The sequence below is a fragment of the Mycobacterium sp. D16Q13 genome (assembly GCF_002013375.1).
Classification (GTDB): domain Bacteria; phylum Actinomycetota; class Actinomycetes; order Mycobacteriales; family Mycobacteriaceae; genus Mycobacterium.
In genome coordinates this window covers 101,549-123,867 of record NZ_MAEW01000008.1, presented here as the reverse complement: position 1 = coordinate 123,867, position 22,319 = coordinate 101,549, and the positions used below count along the sequence as shown (strand labels likewise).

At 65.0% G+C, this 22,319-nt stretch carries 24 protein-coding genes; 15 read left to right on the top strand and 9 right to left on the bottom strand.

Annotation, left to right across the window (positions count from 1 at the left end):
• Positions 1-4 precede the first annotated feature (4 nt).
• Entirely contained in the window at positions 5-1,396 is a 1,392-nt protein-coding gene (locus tag B4400_RS09285; RefSeq protein WP_078309660.1) for an acyl-CoA synthetase, read from the top strand.
• Positions 1,393-1,959 (top strand): DinB family protein, encoded by a 567-nt coding sequence (locus B4400_RS09280; protein ID WP_078309658.1) that lies wholly within the window; start codon positions 1,393-1,395, stop codon positions 1,957-1,959. Before B4400_RS09285 ends, B4400_RS09280 begins: the two co-directional genes overlap by 4 nt.
• Here B4400_RS09280 and dapD read toward each other — a convergent pair.
• Complete coding sequence (gene dapD, locus B4400_RS09275; RefSeq protein WP_078309656.1) at positions 1,956-2,903, bottom strand: 2,3,4,5-tetrahydropyridine-2,6-dicarboxylate N-succinyltransferase; 948 nt, start codon at positions 2,901-2,903, stop codon at positions 1,956-1,958. The genes B4400_RS09280 and dapD overlap by 4 nt on opposite strands.
• Positions 2,904-2,926: 23 nt before the next feature.
• Here dapD and dapE point away from each other — a divergent pair, with 23 nt between their 5' ends.
• Positions 2,927-4,003: a succinyl-diaminopimelate desuccinylase gene (gene dapE, locus B4400_RS09270; protein ID WP_078309654.1), complete on the top strand. Its 1,077-nt coding sequence runs from the start codon at positions 2,927-2,929 to the stop codon at positions 4,001-4,003.
• Here dapE and B4400_RS09265 read toward each other — a convergent pair.
• Positions 3,993-4,733: an AraC family transcriptional regulator gene (locus B4400_RS09265; RefSeq protein WP_078309652.1), complete on the bottom strand. Its 741-nt coding sequence runs from the start codon at positions 4,731-4,733 to the stop codon at positions 3,993-3,995. The genes dapE and B4400_RS09265 overlap by 11 nt on opposite strands.
• A 104-nt stretch (positions 4,734-4,837) precedes the next feature.
• Here B4400_RS09265 and B4400_RS09260 point away from each other — a divergent pair, with 104 nt between their 5' ends.
• The 6 genes from B4400_RS09260 (at position 4,838) to B4400_RS09235 (ending at position 11,200) form a co-directional block, all read left to right on the top strand.
• Positions 4,838-5,785, top strand: a complete 948-nt coding sequence (locus B4400_RS09260; protein WP_078309650.1) for a TIGR03564 family F420-dependent LLM class oxidoreductase — start codon at positions 4,838-4,840, stop codon at positions 5,783-5,785.
• A 27-nt stretch (positions 5,786-5,812) separates the two neighbouring features.
• The gene (locus tag B4400_RS09255; protein WP_078309648.1) at positions 5,813-6,565 is read left to right on the top strand and encodes an LOG family protein; all 753 of its coding nucleotides are present in this window, start codon (positions 5,813-5,815) and stop codon (positions 6,563-6,565) included.
• Positions 6,562-7,104 carry a cytokinin riboside 5'-monophosphate phosphoribohydrolase gene (gene log / locus B4400_RS09250; RefSeq protein ID WP_078309646.1) on the top strand — a complete coding sequence of 181 codons (543 nt, stop codon included), beginning with the start codon at positions 6,562-6,564 and terminating at the stop codon, positions 7,102-7,104. Before B4400_RS09255 ends, log begins: the two co-directional genes overlap by 4 nt.
• A gap of 70 nt (positions 7,105-7,174) precedes the next feature.
• Positions 7,175-8,965: a long-chain-acyl-CoA synthetase FadD6 gene (fadD6, locus tag B4400_RS09245; RefSeq protein ID WP_078309644.1), complete on the top strand. Its 1,791-nt coding sequence runs from the start codon at positions 7,175-7,177 to the stop codon at positions 8,963-8,965.
• Between the two features lie 89 nt (positions 8,966-9,054).
• Complete coding sequence (fadD6, locus tag B4400_RS09240; protein WP_078309642.1) at positions 9,055-10,845, top strand: long-chain-acyl-CoA synthetase FadD6; 1,791 nt, start codon at positions 9,055-9,057, stop codon at positions 10,843-10,845.
• Between the two features lie 25 nt (positions 10,846-10,870).
• A complete protein-coding gene (locus tag B4400_RS09235; RefSeq protein WP_139361334.1) occupies positions 10,871-11,200 on the top strand; it encodes an HNH endonuclease in 330 nt (109 codons plus the stop codon).
• Here B4400_RS09235 and B4400_RS09230 read toward each other — a convergent pair.
• Positions 11,197-12,177, bottom strand: a complete 981-nt coding sequence (locus B4400_RS09230) for an NAD-dependent epimerase/dehydratase family protein (protein ID WP_078309638.1) — start codon at positions 12,175-12,177, stop codon at positions 11,197-11,199. The genes B4400_RS09235 and B4400_RS09230 overlap by 4 nt on opposite strands.
• Before the next feature lie 183 nt (positions 12,178-12,360).
• Here B4400_RS09230 and folP point away from each other — a divergent pair, with 183 nt between their 5' ends.
• Together folP and B4400_RS09220 are read left to right on the top strand one after the other, a co-directional pair.
• Positions 12,361-13,185 (top strand): dihydropteroate synthase, encoded by an 825-nt coding sequence (gene folP, locus B4400_RS09225; protein WP_286151198.1) that lies wholly within the window; start codon positions 12,361-12,363, stop codon positions 13,183-13,185.
• Positions 13,182-14,117, top strand: coding sequence for a glucosyl-3-phosphoglycerate synthase (locus B4400_RS09220; RefSeq protein WP_078309630.1), 936 nt, complete (start codon positions 13,182-13,184; stop codon positions 14,115-14,117). Before folP ends, B4400_RS09220 begins: the two co-directional genes overlap by 4 nt.
• Positions 14,118-14,120: 3 nt before the next feature.
• On the opposite strand, the gene B4400_RS09215 is transcribed toward B4400_RS09220, so the two are convergent.
• Positions 14,121-14,612, bottom strand: coding sequence for a pyridoxamine 5'-phosphate oxidase family protein (locus tag B4400_RS09215; RefSeq protein WP_078309629.1), 492 nt, complete (start codon positions 14,610-14,612; stop codon positions 14,121-14,123).
• A 49-nt stretch (positions 14,613-14,661) separates the two neighbouring features.
• On the opposite strand from B4400_RS09215, the gene B4400_RS09210 reads away from it, so the two are divergent.
• From B4400_RS09210 to B4400_RS09200, 3 genes are all read left to right on the top strand, one after another.
• Positions 14,662-14,976, top strand: coding sequence for a DivIVA domain-containing protein (locus B4400_RS09210; RefSeq protein WP_139359916.1), 315 nt, complete (start codon positions 14,662-14,664; stop codon positions 14,974-14,976).
• Positions 14,966-15,556, top strand: a complete 591-nt coding sequence (locus B4400_RS09205) for a DNA-3-methyladenine glycosylase I (protein WP_078309625.1) — start codon at positions 14,966-14,968, stop codon at positions 15,554-15,556. Before B4400_RS09210 ends, B4400_RS09205 begins: the two co-directional genes overlap by 11 nt.
• Before the next feature lie 121 nt (positions 15,557-15,677).
• Positions 15,678-15,845, top strand: a complete 168-nt coding sequence (locus B4400_RS09200) for a DUF3117 domain-containing protein (protein ID WP_005059648.1) — start codon at positions 15,678-15,680, stop codon at positions 15,843-15,845.
• Positions 15,846-15,861: 16 nt separating this feature from the next.
• On the opposite strand, the gene glgA is transcribed toward B4400_RS09200, so the two are convergent.
• Positions 15,862-17,073, bottom strand: coding sequence for a glycogen synthase (gene glgA / locus B4400_RS09195; protein WP_139361333.1), 1,212 nt, complete (start codon positions 17,071-17,073; stop codon positions 15,862-15,864).
• 91 nt (positions 17,074-17,164) lie between these two features.
• Here glgA and glgC point away from each other — a divergent pair, with 91 nt between their 5' ends.
• Positions 17,165-18,379, top strand: coding sequence for a glucose-1-phosphate adenylyltransferase (gene glgC, locus B4400_RS09190; RefSeq protein ID WP_078309623.1), 1,215 nt, complete (start codon positions 17,165-17,167; stop codon positions 18,377-18,379).
• 22 nt (positions 18,380-18,401) lie between these two features.
• On the opposite strand, the gene B4400_RS09185 is transcribed toward glgC, so the two are convergent.
• Genes B4400_RS09185 through B4400_RS09170 form a run of 4 tightly spaced genes read right to left on the bottom strand, consistent with a single transcriptional unit; the run spans position 18,402 to position 22,254 of the window.
• Positions 18,402-19,076 carry a methyltransferase family protein gene (locus B4400_RS09185; protein ID WP_078309621.1) on the bottom strand — a complete coding sequence of 225 codons (675 nt, stop codon included), beginning with the start codon at positions 19,074-19,076 and terminating at the stop codon, positions 18,402-18,404.
• A gap of 12 nt (positions 19,077-19,088) precedes the next feature.
• Positions 19,089-20,711: an ABC transporter permease gene (locus tag B4400_RS09180; protein WP_078309619.1), complete on the bottom strand. Its 1,623-nt coding sequence runs from the start codon at positions 20,709-20,711 to the stop codon at positions 19,089-19,091.
• Entirely contained in the window at positions 20,708-21,613 is a 906-nt protein-coding gene (locus B4400_RS09175) for an ABC transporter ATP-binding protein (RefSeq protein ID WP_078309617.1), read from the bottom strand. Before B4400_RS09175 ends, B4400_RS09180 begins: the two co-directional genes overlap by 4 nt.
• A complete protein-coding gene (locus tag B4400_RS09170) occupies positions 21,610-22,254 on the bottom strand; it encodes a TetR/AcrR family transcriptional regulator (protein WP_078309615.1) in 645 nt (214 codons plus the stop codon). The genes B4400_RS09175 and B4400_RS09170 overlap by 4 nt, the downstream gene beginning before the upstream one ends.
• Positions 22,255-22,319 lie beyond the last annotated feature (65 nt).

The following is a 22,319-nucleotide window of genomic DNA, read 5'->3' as shown; positions in this document are numbered from 1 at the left end:
CGTCATGCTGCTGACGTCCCTTCACCCCACGTCGCCCGACCTTGCGGACGCGGTTCGCATCGGCGAGGACAGCTGGGGCCGCGGCGACCTGGTGGGTGCTGCGACGGCAGCAGCCGAACGCATTGGCGGCGCTTCGGGTCCCATCGCGGTGCTCGCTCGCCCGAGCATAGATACAGTCCTGGCGGTGCTTGCCGGGCTCATCGCAGGGGTCCCGATAGTGCCGGTACCGGCAGATGTCGGGGAGGCGGAACGGCGCCACATCCTCACCGACAGCCGGGCGATCGCGTGGCTGGGTGAATCTCCGGACGAGTCGGATGGATTACCGCATGTGCCGGTGCGGCGGCACGCACGGTCGTGGCATCAGTACTCCGAACCGCGACCGGAGTCGACGGCATTCATCGTGTACACCTCGGGGACAACCGGTGCGCCCAAGGGCGTGCAGCTGAGCCGGCGCGCAGTGGCGGCCAGCCTCGACGGTCTGGCGGATGCGTGGGCGTGGACGCCCGATGATGTTCTGGTGCATGGACTTCCCTTGTTTCACGTACACGGGCTGGTGCTCGGCCTGGTCGGGTCACTGCGGGTGGGAAATCGGTTCGTGCACACCGTCAAACCGACACCCGAGACCTACGCCGCCACACCAGGCACGATGTACTTCGGTGTGCCGACGGTGTGGTCACGGGTGGTGGCCGACGAATGCTGTGCGCGTGCACTGTCTTCGGCGCGGCTACTGGTGTCGGGGAGCGCGCCGCTGCCAGTGCCGGTTTTCGACGGGCTGCGCCGGCTTACCGGCCATGCCCCCATCGAACGCTACGGCGCCACCGAAACCGTCATCACGCTGTCCACGCGTGCCGATGGAGAGCGCCGCGCAGGGTGGGTCGGTCACCCGTTGACCGGTGTGCGAACTCGGCTGCTGAACGAGGACGGCACCGCAACCCCACACGACGGGGAAACCGTCGGCCAGCTGCAGGTTGCAGGACCGACATTGTTCAGTGGATACCTGAATCTGCCAGAGAAGACGGCAGAGGTGCTCACCGAGGACGGCTGGTACCGCACCGGTGATGTCGCCGTCGTCGACGGCGACGGAATGCACCGCATCGTCGGACGCGAATCGGTCGACCTGATCAAATCGGGTGGCTACCGCGTAGGCGCCGGTGAAATCGAAACCGTGCTGCTGGGTCACCCCGGGGTCGTGGAAGTCGCGGTGGTGGGCGTTCCCGACGAGGACCTGGGGCAACGCATCGTCGCCTACGTTGTCGGTGATGTGGTGGAGAGTGACGTCATCGCGTACGTGGCGCAACAGCTGTCCGTTCACAAACGCCCGCGTGAAGTGCGGCTCGTGGACGGGCTGCCCCGCAATGCGATGGGCAAGGTCCTCAAGAGGGAGCTGATCTTATGAACTGGACCGAGGAACTCGTAGACCAGATCGAATTGCACTGGACAACCCAGCTGCGCCCACGGCTGGACGGCCTGAACGACGACGAGTATTTCTGGGAACCGGTGCGCGACTGCTGGAGCCTGCGTCCCCGCAGCACCTCGAAGGCGCCTCTGCTAGGAGGTTCCGGCGATCTTGTCATCGAATTCGCCGCCCCACCACCAAATCCAGCGCCGGTGACCACTATCGCCTGGCGGCTCGGCCACATCCTCGTGGGCGTGCTGGGCGCACGCATCGCCAGCCATTTCCCAGAGAATTGGGCAGGCCCGCCCATCGACTACATGACCTACGACTACCCGGTCACCGCTGCTGATGCCCTGAAGCGACTCGACGGTTTTTACGCGGCGTGGCGCGAGGGCATCATGAGCAAGGACGAGGCCGGACTCCTGGCCCCCTGCGGCCCGGCCGAGGGGCCATGGGGCCACCGGTCCTTCGCGACGCTCGTCCTGCACATCAATCGCGAGCTGATCCACCACGGAGCCGAGATCGCGCTACTGCGCGATCTGTACGCCTGGCGCCAGAACTAGTTGGCGTGCAGGGCGGCGTTGAGCTCGAACGCGCCACCGTCGCGCGACACCACCTCGACCGCACCGGTCTGCGAATTGCGCCGGAACAGCAGATTGTTGGCACCCGATAGCTCCAGCGCCTTGATGGTCTTGCCATCGGGCGTGGCGACCTTGGTGCCCGCCGTGACATACAGCCCGGCCTCGACGATGCAGTCATCGCCCAGGCTGATGCCCACACCGGAGTTAGCGCCCAGCAGCGAGCGCTGGCCTACGGAGATCACCTGGCTGCCGCCACCGGACAGGGTGCCCATGATCGACGCGCCGCCACCGATGTCGGAGCCGTCGCCCACGACGACACCGGCCGAGATGCGGCCCTCGACCATCGAGGCGCCCAGGGTGCCGGCGTTGAAGTTCACAAAGCCCTCGTGCATGACAGTCGTACCGGGGGCCAGATGCGCACCCAGACGCACCCGGTCGGCGTCGGCGATACGCACGCCGGTGGGCACCACGTAGTCGACCATGCGGGGGAACTTGTCGATGCCGAACACCGTCACCACTCCGCGTGCGCGCAGCCTGGCGCGCACCGTCTCGAATCCTTCGACGGCGCACGGGCCGTAGTTTGTCCACACCACATTGGTGAGCACGCCGAACAGTCCATCGGTGCTGGCTCCGTGTGGCTGGACCAGCCGGTGCGACAACAGGTGCAGCCGCAGGTAGGCGTCATAGGCGTCGGCGGGCTTGTCCGCGAGCGAGCCAATGGTGGTGCGCACCAACACCTTCTCCACGCCACGTTCTGGGTCCGACCCGGCCAGTGCCGATAGCTCGGCAGGTGCGTCTGCCGCAGAGATCCGCTCGGTGCCCGGGGTGCCGGGTGCATCGGTCAACTCGGGCGCCGGGAACCAGGTATCCAGTACCGATCCGTCCGCCGCGATGGTCGCCAGGCCAAGTGCTACTGCTCCGCTCACGCCCTACACGCTAGCCTGAGTCGATGGCGCTTGAACTCGCTGGTGACCCGGTGGCCCTGACTGCTGCCCTGGTGGACATACCCAGCGAGTCCCGGCACGAGGCGATTATCGCGGACGCGGTCGAGGTTGCCCTGCGGGAACAGGCCAGGGGATTCGAGGTCATCCGCAACGGCAACGCGGTGCTGGCCCGCACTCATTACGGCCACAAGACCCGGGTGATGCTGGCCGGACATTTGGACACGGTGCCCGCCGCCGACAACGTGCCCAGCCATTGGGAGCGGGGAGAGGACGGCGACATTCTGTTTGGCTGCGGCACCGTGGATATGAAGTCCGGGGATGCGGTCTTCCTGCACCTGGCCGCCACCGTGATACCTCGCGTCGACCTGACACTGGTGTTTTACGACTGCGAGGAGATCGAGTCCTCAGCCAATGGGCTGGGCCGCATCGAGCGTGAACTGCCCGAATGGCTCGACGCCGATCTTGCCATCCTTGGTGAGCCCACTGCCGGTCTCATCGAGGCGGGCTGTCAGGGTACCTTGCGTGTCGTGATCCGCGCCGACGGCACCCGCGCGCATTCTGCGCGATCCTGGCTGGGGGACAACGCTATTCACAAGCTCGGTGCTGTCCTGGACAGGCTCGCGGCCTACCGCGCACGCATCGTCGACATCGACGGGTGCGAATACCGGGAAGGGCTGTCCGCTGTGCGGATCGACGGGGGTGTCGCCGGGAACGTCATCCCCGACGCCGCAGCGGTCACCGTCAACTTCCGGTTCGCCCCCGACCGCAGCCCCGAGCAGGCGCTCGCGCATGTGCGCGAGGTGTTCGACGGGCTCGAGGTCGAGATCGAACTCACCGACTCCGCCGCTGGGGCACTGCCGGGTCTTGACCGCCCCGCCGCCGCCGAATTGGTCGGCGCGGCAGGGGGAGTGGTACGTGCCAAGTACGGATGGACCGATGTCTCCCGGTTCGCGGCGCGCGGGATCGCCGCGGTCAATTACGGGCCGGGTGACCCAAACCTCGCGCACACCCGCGGCGAACACGTTCCGGTACAGCAGATCACCGATGTCACCGAGGTGCTCCGGCGCTACCTCAGCGCGTGACGGGTGCCGCGTAGGTCCCCGGCGTCTGACCGAGGGTGCGCCGGTACACGTCGATGAAGGCGCTCGGTGTGGCCCAACCACATTGATGAGCCACGTAGGTGACGGGCCGATCCTCCGCGAGCATCCGCAACGCGTGATGAAGCCGGATCTGGGTGCGCCACTGCGGATACGTCATACCCATGTCGGTGCGGAACAACCTGGTCAGGGTGCGCTCGCTGGCACCCACACGCCGGCCCAGCTCGGTCACCGTCCATACCTGCGTCAGGTCGTCCTCCACCAGTGCACACGCCTCGGCCAGACGTTGATCGCGCGGTGTGGGCAGCTTCAGTGCTTGCTCCGGGCTGCGCCGCAGTTGGTCGACGAGAACGACATTCAACCGCGTGACTTCATCGTCGGGTAGGTCGCCGGGAACTGAGCAGGTCATGATCAGCTCACGCAGCAGCGGGGATACCGCGATCACGGTCGGGGTTGTCAGTTCCACCACGTACTTCTCGGGGTCGAAGGCCACGGAATGAAACTCGGTGGGGCCGTAGAAGCGATGCTCGTGACCGGCGCCTGCCGGTATCCACAGTGCGCGGTTCGGAGGTGCGATCCAGGTGCCGTCGTCCGTCGTCACGGCGATAACGCCAGAGGCGGGATACACAATCTGATGCACTTCGTGCCAGTGGCGGTTGATGCGTTGCCCGCCGCTCACCGACATCACTCCGGTGAGGTGGCTGCTAATCAACATAAGATGGCATTTTATCGAAAAGCTCGCACTCTAGAGACCCTGACCTTCGTGCTATCGCGACCTGAGCGGGAATAGCCGCCTGACCGCGCGGGGTTGGCCAAGAGGTGAAACTCGGAGTGGCGATCGGTCGACCTCTCGGTGTGCAGAGCGATACCAACCTGGTCGACGCCTTCATCGCGCACGGGCGCCGGGTCACCGACGCCGGTGTTGGCACGTTGTGGCTCGGGCAGATGTATCACTACGACGCGATCACCATGGCCGCGGTGGTGGGGCAAGCGATATCCCCGGAAAAACTCCGCACCGTGGGGGTATCGGTCATCCCGATCAATCCGCGCCATCCCATCGAGGTATCGGCGGCGGCGCAGACCGCGCAGGCCGCAACCCACGGGAGATTCCAGCTGGGGCTGGGGCTGGGTGCGCCGGTGATCGAGGGTCCGAGCTACGGCCTGCAGGTGGACAAACCGATACGGCGTCTGCGCGAGTACCTCACCACGCTCCGGCAACTGCTGGACAGCGGAACCGCGGAGTTTCACGGTGAGACCCTCACGGTCGCACCGAAATTCACGACCTCGCAGCCCGGCGGCGAAAATATCCCCCTCTTGGTGGCGGCCATGGCGCCGCAGGCCCTGCGTGCCACCGGCGAGCTCGCCGACGGCACGATTCCGCTGCACGCGGGACCACGGGCGCTCGGTGAGGAGATCGTGCCCGTCATCGACGGGGCCGCCGAACGGGCCGGGCGTCCGCGTCCGCGCGTTATCGCGGGCGTCGCCGTTGTCGTCACCTCCGATGTGGAACGGGTCCGCGCGCTCGCGATCGAAGACATGGCGTTCTACGAGAGCATCCCGTCGTATCGGAAAGTGCTTGACGCCGAGGGGGTTCAGCACACGGGGGAACTGGCGATCATCGGCGACGAGCAGCATGTGGCCAAGGAACTGCAGCGATACTTCGATGCGGGAGCCACCGAGGTGTTTGCGAGTCACACCGAATTGGGCGGAACGGAGGACGAGGCTCGCACGCTGGCGCTCCTGGGGGAACTGTCCCGCGGGAATTGAGTTGCCGGCGGCCCCTAGGCTGACAGCGTGCCAGAAAGTACCGAACCCCAACTGCACGGACCGGTGCAGTTGCGCCGTGACCGCTGCGAGAACATCACCGCCGACCAACGTTTGTTGGACACCCGGGACACCACCACCTGGACGCACACCGACCCGTGGCGCGTGTTGCGCATCCAGGGTGAGTTTGTGGAGGGATTCGACGCGCTGGCGGAAACACCCAAAGCAGTAACAGTTTTCGGCTCCGCCAGGACGAAGCAGGATTCACCCGAATATCGGCTTGGGCGTGAGCTGGGCGTTGCCCTGGTGAAGGCGGGATACGCCGTCATCACCGGGGGCGGACCGGGCGCCATGGAGGCCGCCAACCGCGGCGCCAGTGAATCGGGTGGCTACTCGGTAGGCCTGGGTATCGAGCTGCCTTTCGAACAGGGCCTCAACGAATGGGTGGACCTGGGCATCAACTTCCGGTACTTCTTCGTCCGCAAGACCATGTTCGTCAAGTATGCCCAGGCCTTCGTCTGTCTGCCCGGTGGATTCGGCACCCTCGATGAACTCTTCGAGGCGCTCACCCTGGTGCAGACCCGCAAGGTCACGCGGTTCCCGATCATCCTGCTGGGCACCGAGTATTGGTCGGGGCTGATCGACTGGATCCGCGGAACGCTGCTGCCCGCCGGAAAGGTGGGTGAGCAGGACATCGCGCTGCTCTCGGTGACCGATAGCGTCGAAGAGGCCGTGGAGATCATTCTCAAGTCGGCGGCGAACGGGAACGGGGCACGATCATGAGTTGGTCGGTCTGCGTGTACTGCGCTTCCGGGCCGCGGCACCCCGAACTACTGGATCTGGCCTCTCGTCTGGGCACCGCCATCGCCGAACGCGGATGGACCTTGGTGTCCGGGGGAGGCAACGTCTCGGCCATGGGCGCGATAGCTCAGGCTGCGCGGGCCGCCGGTGGACGCACCATCGGCGTCATTCCCAAGACGTTGGTGCACCGCGAGGTCGCCGATACCGACGCCGATGAACTCATCGTCACCACCACCATGCGCGAACGCAAACAGATCATGGAGGACCGGTCCGACGCCTTCATCACCCTGCCCGGCGGGATCGGCACTCTCGAGGAGGTTTTTGAGACGTGGACCGCCGGCTACCTGGGACTACACCAGAAGCCGGTGGTACTGCTGGACCCCGATGGGCACTACACCGGGCTGCTGCGCTGGCTCGACGAGGTGCAGGACAAGGGTTACGTGGCAGCGCCTGCCCGGGACCGGCTCTTGGTGCACACCGATATCGCCGCGGCCCTCGACGCATGTCAACCGACGGATTGACGGGACCTGACCGTTCGTCAACAATGCGGTGAGCCATTGCCTACTGGGCGGTAAGAACAGGGAGAACCAGATGTCCGCAAGCAGCACCATTCCGTCCACCGCCCGTAACCGGGTGCGGCTGACCGAGGTGCTCGCACAGCTTCCCTCGCTGGCGCTCGACCTGCCGATCATGGCGGGTGGAGTTCTCGGCGGTATCAAGGCCAACCCCAACGGGCGCCTTTCGATCGGCGCCGTGTTCGCCGACCGTGCCGCCAAGTACGCCGACAAGGTGTTCCTGCGCTTCGAGGGCAACGACATCACCTACGCGCAGGCCAACGCCACTGCCAACCGGTATGCGGCGACCCTGGCCTCGCACGGTGTCGGCCGCGGCGACGTCGTCGGCGTCATGCTGCGCAACTCGCCGCAGACCGTGCTGCTCATGTTGGCCACGGTGAAGCTGGGCGCCATCGCGGGCATGCTCAACTACAACCAGCGCGGCCATGTCCTGGCGCACAGCATCGGCCTGCTTGATTCCAAGATGCTTGTCACCGACGCGGAATTCGTGGACGCCATCGGCGAATCGGGCGTCAATGTGGTCTCGCAGTTGACCGCCGACGAGCTCGACCGGATGTCGGTATTGGCACCCACCACCAACCCCAGTGCCACCGAAGCGGTGCTGGCCAAGGACCGGGCGTTCTACATCTTTACCTCGGGAACCACCGGGCTGCCGAAGGCCAGCGTGATGACCCATTACCGGTGGCTGCGCGGTATGTACGGCATTGGGAGCCTGGCTTTGCGGCTCCGGTCCAGTGACGTGCTGTACAGCTGCCTTCCGCTCTACCACAACAACGCGCTGACCCTCGCGGTGTCGACGACCATCAACGCCGGAGCCACCCTGGCCATTGGCCGCTCATTCTCGGTATCCCGGTTCTGGGATGAGGTCATTGCCAGCCGCGCAACAGCTTTCATCTACATCGGCGAACTGTGCCGGTACCTGCTCAACCAGCCGCCCAAGCCCACCGATCGCCAGCACAAGGTGCGCGTCATCATCGGCAACGGGCTGCGGCCCGAGCTGTGGGGCGAGTTCACCCGGCGATTCGGCATCAAGCGGGTGTGCGAGTTCTATTCGGCCAGCGAGTCGAACACCGCATTCGTCAACGCGCTCAACATCGATCGCACCGTGGGCATCTGCCCGTACCCGCTGGCATACGTCAAGTACGACATCGAGACGGGCGAACCACTGCGCAACGACAAGGGGTACCTGACCAAGGTCGGTGCCGGCGAGGCGGGCCTGCTGCTGAGCAAGGTCACCAGCATGTCGCCCTTCGACGGGTACACCGACCCGACCGCTTCGGAGAAGAAGCTGGTGCACGATGCCTTCAAGAAGGGCGATACCTGGTTCAACACCGGCGATTTGATGCGCAACCTCGGTTGGGGTCATGCCGCGTTCGGGGACCGGCTTGGCGATACCTTCCGCTGGAAGGGTGAGAACGTCGCCACCACCGAGGTGGAGGCCGCGATCGATCACAACAACGCGGTCGAGGAGTCGACGGTATTCGGCGTGGAGGTGCCGGGGACTGACGGGCGTGCCGGAATGGCCGCCATCAAACTGCACGACGGCGTGGAACTCGATCCAAAGGCGCTGAGCGATACGGTGTATCAGCATCTGCCGGCGTACGCGCTGCCGCTGTTCATTCGGATCGTGGACACGCTGGAGCACACCACCACCTTCAAGAGCCGCAAGGTGGAACTGCGTGAACAGGCATATGGCGAGACCGTGACCGATCCGCTGTACGTACTGGCCGGCCGTGCGGAGGGATACGTCCCGTTCTATCCGGAGTACTCGTCCGAGGTGGCCGGAGGCCAGCGCCCCAAGGGGTAACGCGAGCACCCGGGTTCTTGACGTATTCGCATCACTCGTCAACGATTCGTTAGGCCCGGACACGGTGGTCCGGCGAACTCGGAGGACACATGGTGGTGCGCGAAGACATTCCTGCTGCAGCCCGCGAACGAGTGGAACTGGCCGATGTGCTGGTCAGATTGCCTGCGCTGCTACCGGATCTGCCGATCATCGTGCGGGGTCTGCTCAGTGCCGCGAGGGCGACGCCGGGCGCTCGCACCTCCATTGGCAGCGTCTTCGCCGAGAGCGCCGCCAAACACGCCAACCGGGTGTTCCTGCGGTTCGAGGGCAAGGACATCACCTACCGGGAAGCCAACCAGATAGCCAACCGGTATGCGCACACCCTGGCCGCCCAGGGTGTGCGTCGCGGTGACGTTGTCGGCATCATGCTGCGCAACTCGCCGGAGGTTGTTCTGCTGATGTTGGCGACCGTGAAGCTGGGTGCGGTGGCCGGCATGCTCAATTTCAACCAGCGCGATAACGTGCTGGCTCACAGCATCGGCTTGCTCGATGCCAAGGTTCTGCTCGCTGATTCCGAATTCGTTCCGGCGGTGCGGGACTGCGGCGTGCAGGTCGCCGCGCTGTTCACGGTCGACGAGTTCGGCGCGTTGGCGCAGGGTGCCTCGGCGGCGAATCCGCCGGCCACCGCCGAGGTGCGGGCGAGCGACAAGGCCCTGTACATCTGTACCTCTGGGACCACCGGGCTGCCCAAGGCGAGTGTGATGACGCACTACCGATACCTGCGTGCCGCCGCCGGATTCGGCAGTGTGACACTGCGATTGCGCCCCTCTGAGGTCTTCTTCAGCTGTCTGCCGCTCTATCACAACAGCGCGCTCACGGTGGCCGTCGGCTCCACGCTGACCACCGGCGCGACCTTGGCCATCGGCCGGTCGTTCTCGGCCTCACGTTTCTGGGATGAGCTCATCGCCAGCCGCGCGACAGGTTTCATCTACATCGGGGAGCTCTGCCGCTACCTGCTCAACCAGGCCCCCAAACCCGTTGATCGTCAGCACAAGGTTCGCGTGATGGTGGGCAACGGTCTGCGGGCGGAGCTGTGGGGTGAGTTCAGCCGACGGTTCGGGGTCCGGCAGATCAGCGAATTGTATTCGGCCAGTGAGGCCAACACCGGATTCATCAACGTGCTCAACATCGATCGCACGGTGGGCATCTGCCCCTCGCCGATCGCCTTCGTCAAGTACGACGTGGAAACCGGCGAACCCGCCCGCAACGCGAAAGGCTTCCTGACCAAGGTCGGTACCGGCGAGCAGGGTCTGTTGTTGAGCAAGGTGACGTCGCTGGCACCCTTCGATGGCTACACCGATGCGAAGGCAACCGAAAAGAAGTTGGTGCGCAACGCCTTCAAGAAGGGTGATGTCTGGTTCAACACCGGCGATCTGCTGCGGGACCTGGGATGGCGTCATGCCGCATTCGGTGATCGGCTGGGTGACACCTTCCGGTGGAAGAGTGAAAATGTCGCCACCACCGAAGTCGAGGCGGCGCTGGACCAGGATGATGCGATCGAGGAGTCGACGGTTTTCGGTGTCGAGGTACCGGGATGCGACGGCCGTGCCGGGATGGCAGCCGTCAAGCTCCATGGTGAGGCGGCGTTCGATCCGGAAAGGTTGGGCCAGTTGGCTTTCAAGAGCCTACCGGGTTATGCGCTGCCGCTGTTCGTCAGGATCGTGGACAGCCTTGAGCACACCGTGACCTTCAAAAGTCGCAAGGTGGAGCTGCGCAACGAGGCATACGGCGACGCCGTGACCGATCCGCTGTATGTGTTGGCCGGTCGCAGCGAGGGTTACGTGCCGTTCTATCCGGAGTACACCGCCGAGCTCGCCTCCGGGCAACGTCCCAGGGGATAGGTGCTCGAGGAGTTACTGTTTCACGGTGGGAGTCAGTCGTCGGGTGCGCGCGTCGCGGCGCCGTCAACGTCGGGTGAAGCTTGCCGACAACGACCTCACCGAAGAGCAGTGGTCGACTCTGGTGGAGGTGTGGGGTGGTTGCGCCTACTGCGGCGCAACCGGAACCGCGCTGCAGCGCGACTGCGTGCAAGCGATCTCGCGCGGAGGCCGCTATACCCGCTCCAACGTCGTGCCTGCCTGTGCGTCCTGCAACGCGAGTAAATGCAATGCGGAAGTGACCAGCTGGATGCGGCGCAAGCGGCTTGACGAGAAGGCCTTTCTGGCCAGGTACGTGGAGATCTCGGCCGCCGGCTAGCTCGTGGTGTAGACGCCGGTCGGCTCGTCGTGGTAACCCTTCGAACCGATCTCGCGCGCCAACGGACTGCGAAAATCAGCTTCGGCGGCAAGGCAATTGAGTACGTGCCGGTAGTCGTATCGTGGGCGCCAGCCGAGTTCGTCGCGTGCCCTGGTGTTGACGTAGACGCGATCGATCGCCGGGAACATGGACCAGCCCCGCGCCGCGTACAGGTCGGGCTGCTCGGGGAAGTGCCGAGCCACCACGCCGGGAGCGTCGGTGCGCAACTGCGCGGCATCGGCGGGGCAGAACGGCGTCGTCGCCGAAACGACGTACGTGGCCCAGCCGATGGCGGGTGCGCGATCGGCCGCCAGCAGGTGTGCCTCGACAACGTCGGCCAGATCCACCCGCCGATAGAGGTATTCGTTGACCTTCGCATTCGCGTCCGTGTAACGCGCCCGCACCGCGTCGCTGTCGTCTTGTTCGGGAAAGAAGCGTGAGGTGCGCAGCACGATGACCGGCAGGCCGCTCTCTTGATGCACCACATGCGCGATGTCTTCCGCGGCCGTTTTGGTGGCGCCGTAGATGTTCTTGGGTACCGGTGTCACGTCCTCGGTGATCCAGGCAGCCTCACCTGCGCCGACCAGGGCATGCCCGAATGCGCTGGTGGTGCTGGTGTAGACAAAGCTGCTCACGCCCGTGGCGACGGACTCTTCCAGGAGCGCGAGCGTGCCCTCGATGTTGGTCGCGATGAAGTCGGCCCGGGTATGCGATCCCACATGCGGTTTGTGCAGGGTCGCGGTATGCAGCACCGACGTCACCCCCGCCATCGCCTCGCTGACGACTGCGCGGTCGGCGATCGACCCGACGATGTCCGTGGCAGACCCGGGCGCGATGTCCAGGCCGACGACGTCGGCGCCGCATCTACTCAGCGTGCGGACCAGCGCCTCCCCGAGATGGCCCGAGGACCCGGTGACCAGGAATCGATGCTCGCCCATATGCCCATACTGCTCAGGCCCGCAAGTCATTTCGTTTGCCGAGTGTGAAACGTAGGCGGGAAATAGCAGGAAATCTCGCCTAGGTTTCACACTCGGCGCAGCCGCAGGGGCCTTGGCCTGCACAATGAGGGCGTGCGCGAGACGTTTTGTGGACGAGAGGTCCGCACCGATCGTGCCCTCATCATGGCGATCGTCAACCGCACTCCGGACTCCTTCTACGACCGCGGCGCCACCTTCACTGACGAGGCCGCCCAGTCTGCCGTGCACAAAGCGGTAGACGACGGCGCGGATGTCGTCGATATCGGTGGCGTCAAGGCGGGCCCGGGCGAGACCGTCGACGCCGAGGCGGAGATCGCGCGCGTGGTGCCCTTCATCGATTGGGTGCGCAGTGCCCACCCCGACCTGCTGATCAGCGTTGACACCTGGCGTGCCGAGGTCGCGGAAAAGGCCTGTGCGGCGGGCGCGGACTTGATCAACGACACCTGGGCGGGAGTCGACTCCGAGCTACCCGCGGTGGCCGCGGCCCACGGCGCCGGACTGGTGTGCTCGCATACCGGTGGTGCGGTGCCGCGCACCCGGCCGTTCCGGGTGAACTACGGGGCTGAAGTGGACGGTGTGGTCCAGGCGGTCATCGCCGAAGTGACCGCGTCTGCCGAGCGTGCGGTGGCTCTGGGGGTATCGAAGGACTCGATACTGATCGATCCCACGCATGACTTCGGCAAAAACACCTTCCACGGGCTCACTTTGTTGCGCCACGTAAACGATCTCGTTAATACCGGGTGGCCCGTGTTGATGGCGTTGAGCAACAAGGATTTCATCGGGGAGACTCTTGGTGTGGGACTGACGGAACGACTCGAGGGCACTCTCGCCGCTACCGCGCTGGCGGCGGCGGCCGGTGCCCGCATGTTCCGGGTGCATGAAGTCGGCCCCACACGCCGCACGCTGGAAATGGTGGGCTCCATCGTCGGGACCCGCCCTCCGGCGCGAACAGTGAGGGGGTTGGCATGACCCATCAACTTGACGGAGTAGTTGGTATCGACCCGAGCTGGCTGGACACCCACAGCTGGAACCGGCCCGATTGGACCGTCGAGCAGCTCATCGCTGCGAAGAAGGGCCGCACCGTGTCGGTGGTGTTGCCCGCGCTCAACGAGCAGGAGACGGTCGCCGCGGTTGTCGACACCATCAGCCCGCTGCTGGGTGGTCTGGTGGACGAGCTGATCGTCCTCGACTCAGGCTCCACCGATGACACCGCGATCCGGGCGGTGGCCGCGGGTGCGCGCGTCGTCAGCCGTGAGCAAGCGCTGCCCGAGGTGCCGCCCAATCCGGGCAAGGGCGAGGTGCTGTGGCGATCGGTGGCCGCAACGACGGGCGACGTGATCGCGTTCGTCGACTCGGACCTCATCGACCCCGACCCGATGTTCGTGCCGCATCTGCTCGGCCCTCTCTTGCTGGGGCAGGGTGTGCACCTTGTGAAGGGCTTCTATCGGCGTCCGCTGAAGGTGAGCGGGTCCGAGGACGCCAACGGTGGCGGCCGGGTGACTGAGCTGGTGGCCCGACCCATGCTCGCCGCACTGCGGCCCGAGCTGAGTTGTGTGGTGCAGCCACTGGGCGGCGAATACGCGGGCACTCGTGAACTGCTGTCCTCGGTGCCCTTCGCACCCGGATACGGGGTCGAGATCGGGCTGCTCATCGACACCTACGACCGTCTCGGGCTCAACGCCATCGCTCAGGTCAATCTGGGTGTGCGCAGCCACCGCAATCGGCCGCTGGTCGAACTCGGAGTGATGAGCCGGCAGGTGATGGCGAGCATGCTTTCGCGCTGCGGAATTCCGGACTCCGGGGTGGGCATCACCCAGTTCTTCGCCGATGGCGACGGGTTCACCCCGCGAAGCTCCACGGTGTCGCTGGAGGACCGCCCGCCGATGAACACCCTGCGCTGACCCTCAGCTCTTCTGGATCTCGCGCTCACCGTCGGTGGGCGACCACACGGTGATGATCATGTGGCCGTCGTCGACCCGGACCGCGGAAGCGCCCTGGATGTCGGCGACGTAGAACGGCGCGAACCGTCTTCCGCGCAGATCGAATCCGATGGTGGCATAGAGATGCTCGGCGAACGCGGCGTGCAGGGCGAGATCCTGCTCATCGTGCACCGTGCCCCAGACCTTGGCATCGCCCTCGCTGACGTGCGTGTCGGTGGTGGCCGTGTGCAGCTCGAAACGGGGGTCACGGGCAAGGTCGGCGAGCTTGGCGGTACCGGGCATGCCGCCGACGATCAGCCTGCCCTCGAAGATGCGAGGTTCCATCGGGCTGATCCGCGGGGCACCGCTGCGCCGCAGCGTCGAGAGGAAGCACAGATTGCGCGTCGCGTCGTGGCGGCGGGTGAACACGCCGGCGATCCTCGGAGCCTGCCGCGTGAACCCTTGCCAGGAGGTCATGGCCCCACGCTAGGCCCGGATGTCGGACCTCGCTGGCAAGATCGGTGTCGTGACGTTCGCACTGACGTATCTGCTGGTTCTCATCGCGGTTGCCGCCGTGCTTTTTGTGCTGGGCGCGACGCTGTTCGGTCGCGGCGAGGAGTTGCCGCCGCTGCCCACGGGCACCACCGCCACCGTCCTGCCCGCCGAAACGGTGACGGGTGCCGATGTGGACGCCGTCAAGTTCTCGCTGGTGTTTCGCGGCTACAAGGCCAGCGAGGTCGATTGGGTGCTGGACCGGCTCGCCCGCCAGATCGACGAACTGCGCGCCGAGCTCGACGAGGTGCAGGGCACCCGAGTGACCATCGAAGCAAATGCCGAGTAAGGAACCTGCACGCTGTTCCTGGGCCGTGGATCCGGCCGGGTCCACGTTGTACACCGACTACCACGACAACGAGTGGGGACGCCCGCTGCACGGGCGTGACGCGCTGTTCGAGCGGCTGTGCTTGGAGGCCTTCCAGAGCGGGCTGGCGTGGATCACCATCCTGCGCAAACGCGAGGGCTTCCGCCGCGCGTTCGACGGCTTCATACCCGAGCAAATCGCCCGCTACGGCGACAAGGACGTGGCGCGGCTGATGGCCGATGCCGAGATCGTGCGTAACCGCGCCAAGATCGAGTCGGCGATATCCAATGCGCGCGCTGTCCTCGATCTGGACACCGATCTTTCGGATCTGCTGTGGTCGTTTGCGCCGAAACGCCGCGCCCGGCCGCAGCGTCTTTCCGACGTGCCGGCAGTCACCGACGAGAGCACGGCGATGGCCAAAGAACTCAAACGCCGGGGGTTTCGTTTTGTGGGCCCTACCACGGCATATGCCCTGATGCAGGCCACCGGGATGGTGGACGATCACGTGCGTTCTTGCTGGGTTCCGCGAGCCGATACTGCCCCCTCCGGAAGGCCCAGTTGAGGGTCTGCTGTCCCCAGATGTCCGCGATAGGGAAGAATGGTCCAGTGAAACGGCAGCTCAGATAGGGAACAATGGTCGGAGATGCCGAACACCCTTGGCTGGAATTTGGAGGGAGCACACGATGGCGGCCATGAAGCCCCGAACAGGCGACGGTCCTCTCGAGGCTACGAAAGAGGGGCGCGGGATTGTCATGCGCGTGCCACTGGAAGGTGGCGGTCGCCTGGTGGTCGAGCTGACCCCCGATGAGGCCGCCGCACTCGGCGACGAACTCAAGAACGTCACCAGCTAGCCCCAGCCTTTGGGCGCTAGCTGCAGACTTTTTGATAGATCTGCAGCGTCATCTCCGCGATGTGCGCCCACGAGAACTCTTCGATACAGCGCGCTCTGCCCGCGTTACCGAACTTGGTGGCGCGGGTGGGGTCTGCGACTAATGCGTTGACCGCGTCGGCGAGGCCTGCCTCGAACGTCGCGGCTTCGCTGCTTTCGTATGCCACCAATGTTCCGGTGACGCCGTCGGCAACCACCTCGGGTATCCCGCCGACGCGCGACGCCACGACCGCCGTACCGCACGCCATGGCCTCAAGGTTGACGATGCCCAACGGTTCGTAGATCGATGGGCACACAAAAACCGTTGCCGCGGAAAGCACTTCCCGCAGTTTGGGTGCTGGCAGGAACTCGCGTATCCAGTGCACTCCGGGCCGCACCGCCGCCAGCTCGGTGACGGCACCGGTGACCTGCTCGGCGATCTCGGCGGTGTCCGGCTCGCCCGCGCACAAGATCAGCTGCACCTCGGGGGAGAACCGGTGTGCGGCCGCCACCAAGTGCGCGAGTCCCTTCTGCCGCGTGATCCGCCCGACGAACACGACAATCGGGCGCCCCAGATCCACACCGAGTTCGGCCAGCACCGATCCCGGTTGCGTGATCGCCTCGGCCGGATCAACCGGGTACCAGGTTGTGGTGTCGATTCCGTTGCGCACCACGTGGATCCGGCTGGGATCCAGATCGGGATAGGTCGCGATGATGTCCTCGCGCATGCCGCTGCTGACGGCGATGACGGCGTCAGCAGCGTGTATCGCGGTGTGTTCCACCCACGACGACACGCGGTATCCGCCGCCGAGTTGTTCAGCCTTCCACGGACGGCGGGGTTCCAGGGAATGCGCGGTCAGCACGTGCGGAATGCCGTACAGCAGCTTGGCCAGATGTCCTGCCATGCCCGTGTACCAGGTATGCGAATGCGCCACGGTTGAGCCGGTAGCCGCGGCAGCCATCACCAGATCAGCCGACAGGGTCGTCAGGGCGGGGTTGGCGCCGTCCAATGCGGGGTCGGGCCGATGCACGAAGGCGCCGTCGCGCGGTGCGCCCATACAGTGCACGTCGACATCGCACAGTGTGCGCAGCTGAGCCACCAACTCAGTGACGTGGACCCCGGCCCCGCCGTACACCTCAGGTGGGTACTCGCGCGTCATCATTGCCACCCGCGTCGGAGATGAGCCGCGTGCGAGAAGACGGTCGGTCATGCCACGACCGTAGTAGGTGGCCCCGACGACCGCAGGCCCGCCGGGGGTGTACCGCTGGCCGCTTCTGCCGAGTGCCGATAGGTTGATTGCTATGAGGGCATCGCCACACGTTCTGGGGATCGTGCTTGCCGGCGGTGAAGGCAAGCGGCTTTACCCGCTGACCGCCGATCGTGCGAAACCGGCGGTGCCCTTCGGCGGTGCCTATCGGCTCATCGATTTTGTGCTGAGCAACCTGGTCAACGCGCGATTCTTGCGTATTTGCGTTCTGACCCAATACAAGTCGCACTCGCTGGACCGGCACATCTCGCAGAACTGGCGGCTGTCGGGTCTGGCGGGGGAGTACATCACGCCTGTTCCTGCCCAGCAGCGGCTCGGCCCGCGCTGGTACACCGGCAGTGCCGATGCCATCCACCAGTCGCTCAACCTGATCTTCGACGAGGACCCCGAGTACATCGTGGTGTTCGGTGCGGACCACGTGTACCGGATGGATCCCGAGCAGATGCTCGACTTCCACATCGACAGCGGTGCGGCGGTGACGGTGGCGGGAATCCGGGTGCCGCGCACGGATGCAAGCGCCTTCGGTTGCATCGATGCCGACGACACCGGCCGGATTCGGGAGTTCATTGAAAAACCGGCGGATCCTCCGGGCACGCCGGACGATCCGGACGCGGCGTTCGTGTCGATGGGCAACTACATCTTCACCACCAAGGAACTCGTCGACGTCATTCGTGCTGACGCCGAGGACGATCATTCCGATCACGATATGGGCGGCGACATCATTCCCCGGCTGGTGGCCGAGGGGCGGGCCGCGGTGTACGACTTCAATACCAACCTGGTGCCCGGTGCCACCGAGCGGGACCACGCGTACTGGCGCGATGTCGGGACCCTCGACGCGTTCTATGACGCGCACATGGACCTGGTATCGGTGCATCCGGTGTTCAACCTGTACAACCGGCGCTGGCCCATCCGCGGCGAGTCGGAGAACCTGGCGCCCGCCAAGTTCGTCAACGGCGGTTCCGCGCAGGAGTCGGTGGTGGGTGCCGGGAGCATCATCTCGGCGGGCTCGGTGCGCAACTCGGTGCTGTCCTCGAATGTCGTCGTCGACGACGGCGCCGTTGTCGAGGGCAGCGTGCTGATGCCCGGGGTGCGGGTGGGCCGCGGCGCGGTGGTCCGGCACGCGATTCTGGACAAGAACGTGGTTGTCGGTGTCGGAGAACAGGTTGGTGTCGACATCGAGCGCGACCGCGAGCGTTTCAACGTCAGTGCGGGCGGCGTCGTCGCCGTCGGTAAGGGCGTCTGGATCTAGTGTCCCGGGCCCGGCCGTCCCGTCACCAGACCAGTGGCACGAGACGGCTGCGGACCTTCTCGGTGTATTCGTCGTAGCCCTGAAGGTCGTGGCGCAGCATCTTCTCCTCGTCGAGGATTCGGATGACCAGTGAGGCAGCGGCAGGGATAGCTGCCAGCAGGCCCCAATACGACCCCAGCGCCAACGGCATGCCCACCATCATCACCAGGGAACCTGTGTACATGGGGTGGCGAACCAGCCCGTACAGCCCGGTTGAGGTGACGGTCTGTCCGGACTCGACGGTGATGCTCGCGCCCGCGTAGTTGTTCTGCGCCACCACCAAGGTGGCGGCACCCAATCCGGCGATGACCAACACCTCCCCGACGATGACGAGCCAGGTCGGCACGTGCGACCAACCGAACCGGTAATCGAAGGCGCTCACCACAACCAGAGCCACGAACGAGCTCAGCAGCACAGTGACCGCGACCTTCTGTACCAGGCGAGTCTCTGCGATGGGGCCACCATGGAGACGACGTTGCAGCACCTCGGGATTGGTTCTGGCCAAGTAGATCGAGGAGACCGTGGAGCTGATCACGAAGATCGCCAAGAAGACCCACGCCTGCCAATAGTTGAATGTTCCCGCGGGCCAAAACAGTGCCGCGGCAAAGACGGCGAGGCCGATGATTCCCGAAACAAGAGCTTGTACACCAGTTTTCATGATATTCCTTTCTCAGATCGCGTCACGACGGCGGTAAATCTCTCCCGCGGCAGTAGTGAGCCCGACACCGATCACCATGAGGGCGACCATAGTGAGCCACGGATACTCGACGGGTGCGCTGACCCGCATCACCGCGGACAGCTTCACCATCCAGGACGGGAGCTGCAGTATTCCGGCATAGAGCATGCCCACGGAGATTGCCACCACCAGCCAGCCAATCCAGCTGTGCTGCAACGCAACCGCGATCGCGGCGATGCCGGCGACCACCAGTAGGGCGGGAATCTGTGCCAGCGCGGCAAGGGTGAGGCGCCACACCACCTCCGGATCGTGCAATGTGGAAGCCGCGCCGAGCCCACTGCCCAGACCGGCGATCAGCATGAGAAGCGCACTACCCAGCACCGTCACCGCGACCGCGGATAACAGCCAGTTCCAGCGCGATACCGCGCGCGCCAGCACCGACTCGGCGATACCCGACTGTTCATCCTTGGCGAGTCTGACGATTGCCGAGACCACATACGCGGTGATCGCGATGGCGAGCACCTGGTTGAAGGTGGCGAAGATGCTGTCCAGACCGTGTGCCTGGAATGCGCGGGCAAGTAGCGGGTTGGTATCGATCGAATCCCGCAGGCTCTTGGCCATCGATCCGAATGCCATACCGGCCAAGAAAATTCCGGCAGCCCATCCGGTGAGCAACCCGCGTTGCAACTGCAGATTGAGTCCGAACACGGAGGTGATCTCGGGGGCATTGGCGTTTTCGCCGCGCGAGGGCAGTACTCCTGCGTCGTACTGGCGACGCCCTTCGAGCACGTGGGCGGTGAGCATGAGCGCCAGGGTGGTGCTCACCAGCAAGAGGAAGGGCCACCAGCGCAGGTCGACGAACGGTCGCATCTGCTGTGCCCAGGCCAACGGTGAGAACCAACTCAGTGCGCTGCCCGTGTTGTCGATGATGTCACCGAGGCCACGAACCACAACAGCCGCTGCGAGCGCCGCCATCGCGACGCCGCTGGCTGCGCGGGAGGTCCGCCACAACTGCGAGGTGACCGCCGCGATTCCCGCGAAAACCATGGAGGCTCCGGAGATTCCGAGACTTATTCCGAGAGTGTCGGCGACATCGAATCCCGCGGCGGACAGTGCGACCGTCATGGCCAGGGCCAGGACTGCGTTCATCAGGCCCACCACGATGAGTGCCGCGTAGGTGCGTGCTTGGTGGCCGATCACCGCGGACATCACCAGCTCGGCGCCACCGGATTCCTCTTCGGCGCGGGTGTGCCGGATGACGGTCAAGATGGACATGATGGCGGCGGCGGCGATCATGACGGTCATCAGCTCGTTGGCGACCATGACACCGATATCGGTCTCGTTGACACCAAAATTCGGGCCGCCCATGATGATCCCGGCCGGGGTCTTCATCATCGTGACTCGCGCCATCCGGTCGGCGGATGTCGGATACATCGACGTGAACGCCAGCGGCGTGTAGGTCATCAGCAGGGTCAGCCAGCCAACCCACATGCAGATCCGGAATCGATCGCGACGCAGTGCCAACAAGATCAGGGTGCCGGTTCCGGCCAATGGGTGTCGCGGGCTGCCGTCCGAAATCGGCTGGCGAATGGGGAGGGTCGCGAACTCGGTATTCACCGCGTCACCCCCTGATACTCACGCATGAAGAGTTCTTCGAGCGATGCCGGTGCCACCGTGAGATCGACGATTCCCAGGCTTGCCAGCTGTTCCATAGTGCGGTCCAGGTCGCTGCGATCCACCGTGAAGGAGGCCCGATTGCCACCGATCGTGAGGTCGCGCAACTGTGGAATCGTTTTGAGACCAGAGGGATTCGCCAGTGTGCGTACCGTCACAGACGTTCGCATGACATGGCGTAGCTCGGCCAACGATCCGGACAGGACGGTGCGCCCGGCGCGCACGATGGTCACCCGATGACAGAGCTTCTCCACCTCGGCCAGGATGTGGCTCGAGAGCAGCACAGCGCAGCCTCGCGAGGCCACTTCGGCCACACACTCTTGAAAAACCGTCTCCATGAGGGGATCCAGGCCCGATGTCGGTTCGTCGAGAATGAACAGCTCGGCGTCGGAGCTGAACGCGGCGATGAGCGCCACCTTCTGGCGGTTGCCCTTGGAATAGGTGCGCGCCTTCTTGGTGGGATCGAGTTCGAAGCGCTCGATGAGTTCGTTGCGTCTCGGCAGTGAAATATGTTCGGTGCCGCGCATTCTGGTGAGGAAGTCGATCGCCTGCCCGCCGGTGAGGTTGGGCCACAAGGTGACATCACCGGGTACGTAGGCGATGAGCCGATGGAGATCGACGGCGTTGACCCACGGATTGCCGCCGAGCAGCTGTACCGAGCCGGCGTCCGCACGCAGCAGGCCGAGAAGCACCCGGATGGCGGTGGACTTCCCCGCACCATTGGGCCCGAGGAATCCTGCCACTTCGCCGTGGGCGACCGACAGATCGAGCCCGTCGAGCGCCTTGGTCTTCCCGAAGGACTTCGAGAGGCCGCGAATTTCGACGGCGAGGTTGGGGTACATCACTTCGAATCTCCTCCGTTGCGAGAGTTTTTCTGTTGCGCTGCAAAGGCATCGAGCATGGTGGAATCGGTCATCAGGCCTTCGGTGTAGATCTCGATGGCGGGGAAGATCAGCTCATCGGAGTAGCGGCGCAAGATGGTGCCCAGGTCGTCATCGGGGTACATCTGCACGTAGATCGCCAGCGCGCCCAGGCCGTTCAGGGACACCCACAGCGCCCTGCCCTTGGGATTGCGGCTCGGCTTGATGGTGCCCGCGCGTACCCCGTCGTCCAGGTATGCCTCGGCGTCGTCGATGGAGCGCTGAAGAAATGCACGGCCGGGCTCTCCGCCCGATTGCACACTGAGCAGCAGGTACCTGACCATCGGCGCGAATGTCTCGATCTCGTCGATCGCGTCGAGCCAGACCTGGGGATCGTTGGAGGTCAGCGTGCGCGATTTCTCCGAGCGGATGTACGCGAGCAGATATTCGTCGACTGCCTGCCGGAGCCCGTCTTTGGATCCGTAGTGATGGATGACCAGTGCGGGGCTCACTCCCGCGGCTTCGGCGATCGCTCGCACGCTGGTGTTCAGCCCCTGCTCGCCCCACAACTTGATGGCGGCGTCCCGGATGCGGGCGGCGGCGGTGAGGTCATCGACTGAACGCATGTTTAGTACACTAAACACACGTTCAGTCCAGCGTCAAGCACCATCCCGTCGAGAATGGGTGTCGT

Excerpts from the sequence above, each read along its gene's own strand:
- dapE (WP_078309654.1), top strand. The coding sequence starts at position 2,927 with ATGGCGCTTGAACTCGCTGGTGACCCGGTGGCCCTGACTGCTGCCCTG.
- fadD6 (WP_078309642.1), top strand. The coding sequence starts at position 9,055 with ATGGTGGTGCGCGAAGACATTCCTGCTGCAGCCCGCGAACGAGTGGAA.
- B4400_RS09280 (WP_078309658.1), top strand. The coding sequence starts at position 1,393 with ATGAACTGGACCGAGGAACTCGTAGACCAGATCGAATTGCACTGGACA.
- log (WP_078309646.1), top strand. The coding sequence starts at position 6,562 with ATGAGTTGGTCGGTCTGCGTGTACTGCGCTTCCGGGCCGCGGCACCCC.
- B4400_RS09170 (WP_078309615.1), bottom strand. The coding sequence starts at position 22,254 with ATGCGTTCAGTCGATGACCTCACCGCCGCCGCCCGCATCCGGGACGCC.
- glgC (WP_078309623.1), top strand. The coding sequence starts at position 17,165 with ATGAGGGCATCGCCACACGTTCTGGGGATCGTGCTTGCCGGCGGTGAA.
- folP (WP_286151198.1), top strand. The coding sequence starts at position 12,361 with ATGGCGATCGTCAACCGCACTCCGGACTCCTTCTACGACCGCGGCGCC.
- B4400_RS09185 (WP_078309621.1), bottom strand. The coding sequence starts at position 19,076 with ATGAAAACTGGTGTACAAGCTCTTGTTTCGGGAATCATCGGCCTCGCC.
- B4400_RS09285 (WP_078309660.1), top strand. The coding sequence starts at position 5 with ATGCTGCTGACGTCCCTTCACCCCACGTCGCCCGACCTTGCGGACGCG.
- B4400_RS09265 (WP_078309652.1), bottom strand. The coding sequence starts at position 4,733 with ATGTTGATTAGCAGCCACCTCACCGGAGTGATGTCGGTGAGCGGCGGG.
- B4400_RS09230 (WP_078309638.1), bottom strand. The coding sequence starts at position 12,177 with ATGGGCGAGCATCGATTCCTGGTCACCGGGTCCTCGGGCCATCTCGGG.
- B4400_RS09215 (WP_078309629.1), bottom strand. The coding sequence starts at position 14,612 with ATGACCTCCTGGCAAGGGTTCACGCGGCAGGCTCCGAGGATCGCCGGC.
- B4400_RS09205 (WP_078309625.1), top strand. The coding sequence starts at position 14,966 with ATGCCGAGTAAGGAACCTGCACGCTGTTCCTGGGCCGTGGATCCGGCC.
- B4400_RS09200 (WP_005059648.1), top strand. The coding sequence starts at position 15,678 with ATGGCGGCCATGAAGCCCCGAACAGGCGACGGTCCTCTCGAGGCTACG.
- fadD6 (WP_078309644.1), top strand. The coding sequence starts at position 7,175 with ATGTCCGCAAGCAGCACCATTCCGTCCACCGCCCGTAACCGGGTGCGG.
- glgA (WP_139361333.1), bottom strand. The coding sequence starts at position 17,073 with ATGACCGACCGTCTTCTCGCACGCGGCTCATCTCCGACGCGGGTGGCA.
- B4400_RS09220 (WP_078309630.1), top strand. The coding sequence starts at position 13,182 with ATGACCCATCAACTTGACGGAGTAGTTGGTATCGACCCGAGCTGGCTG.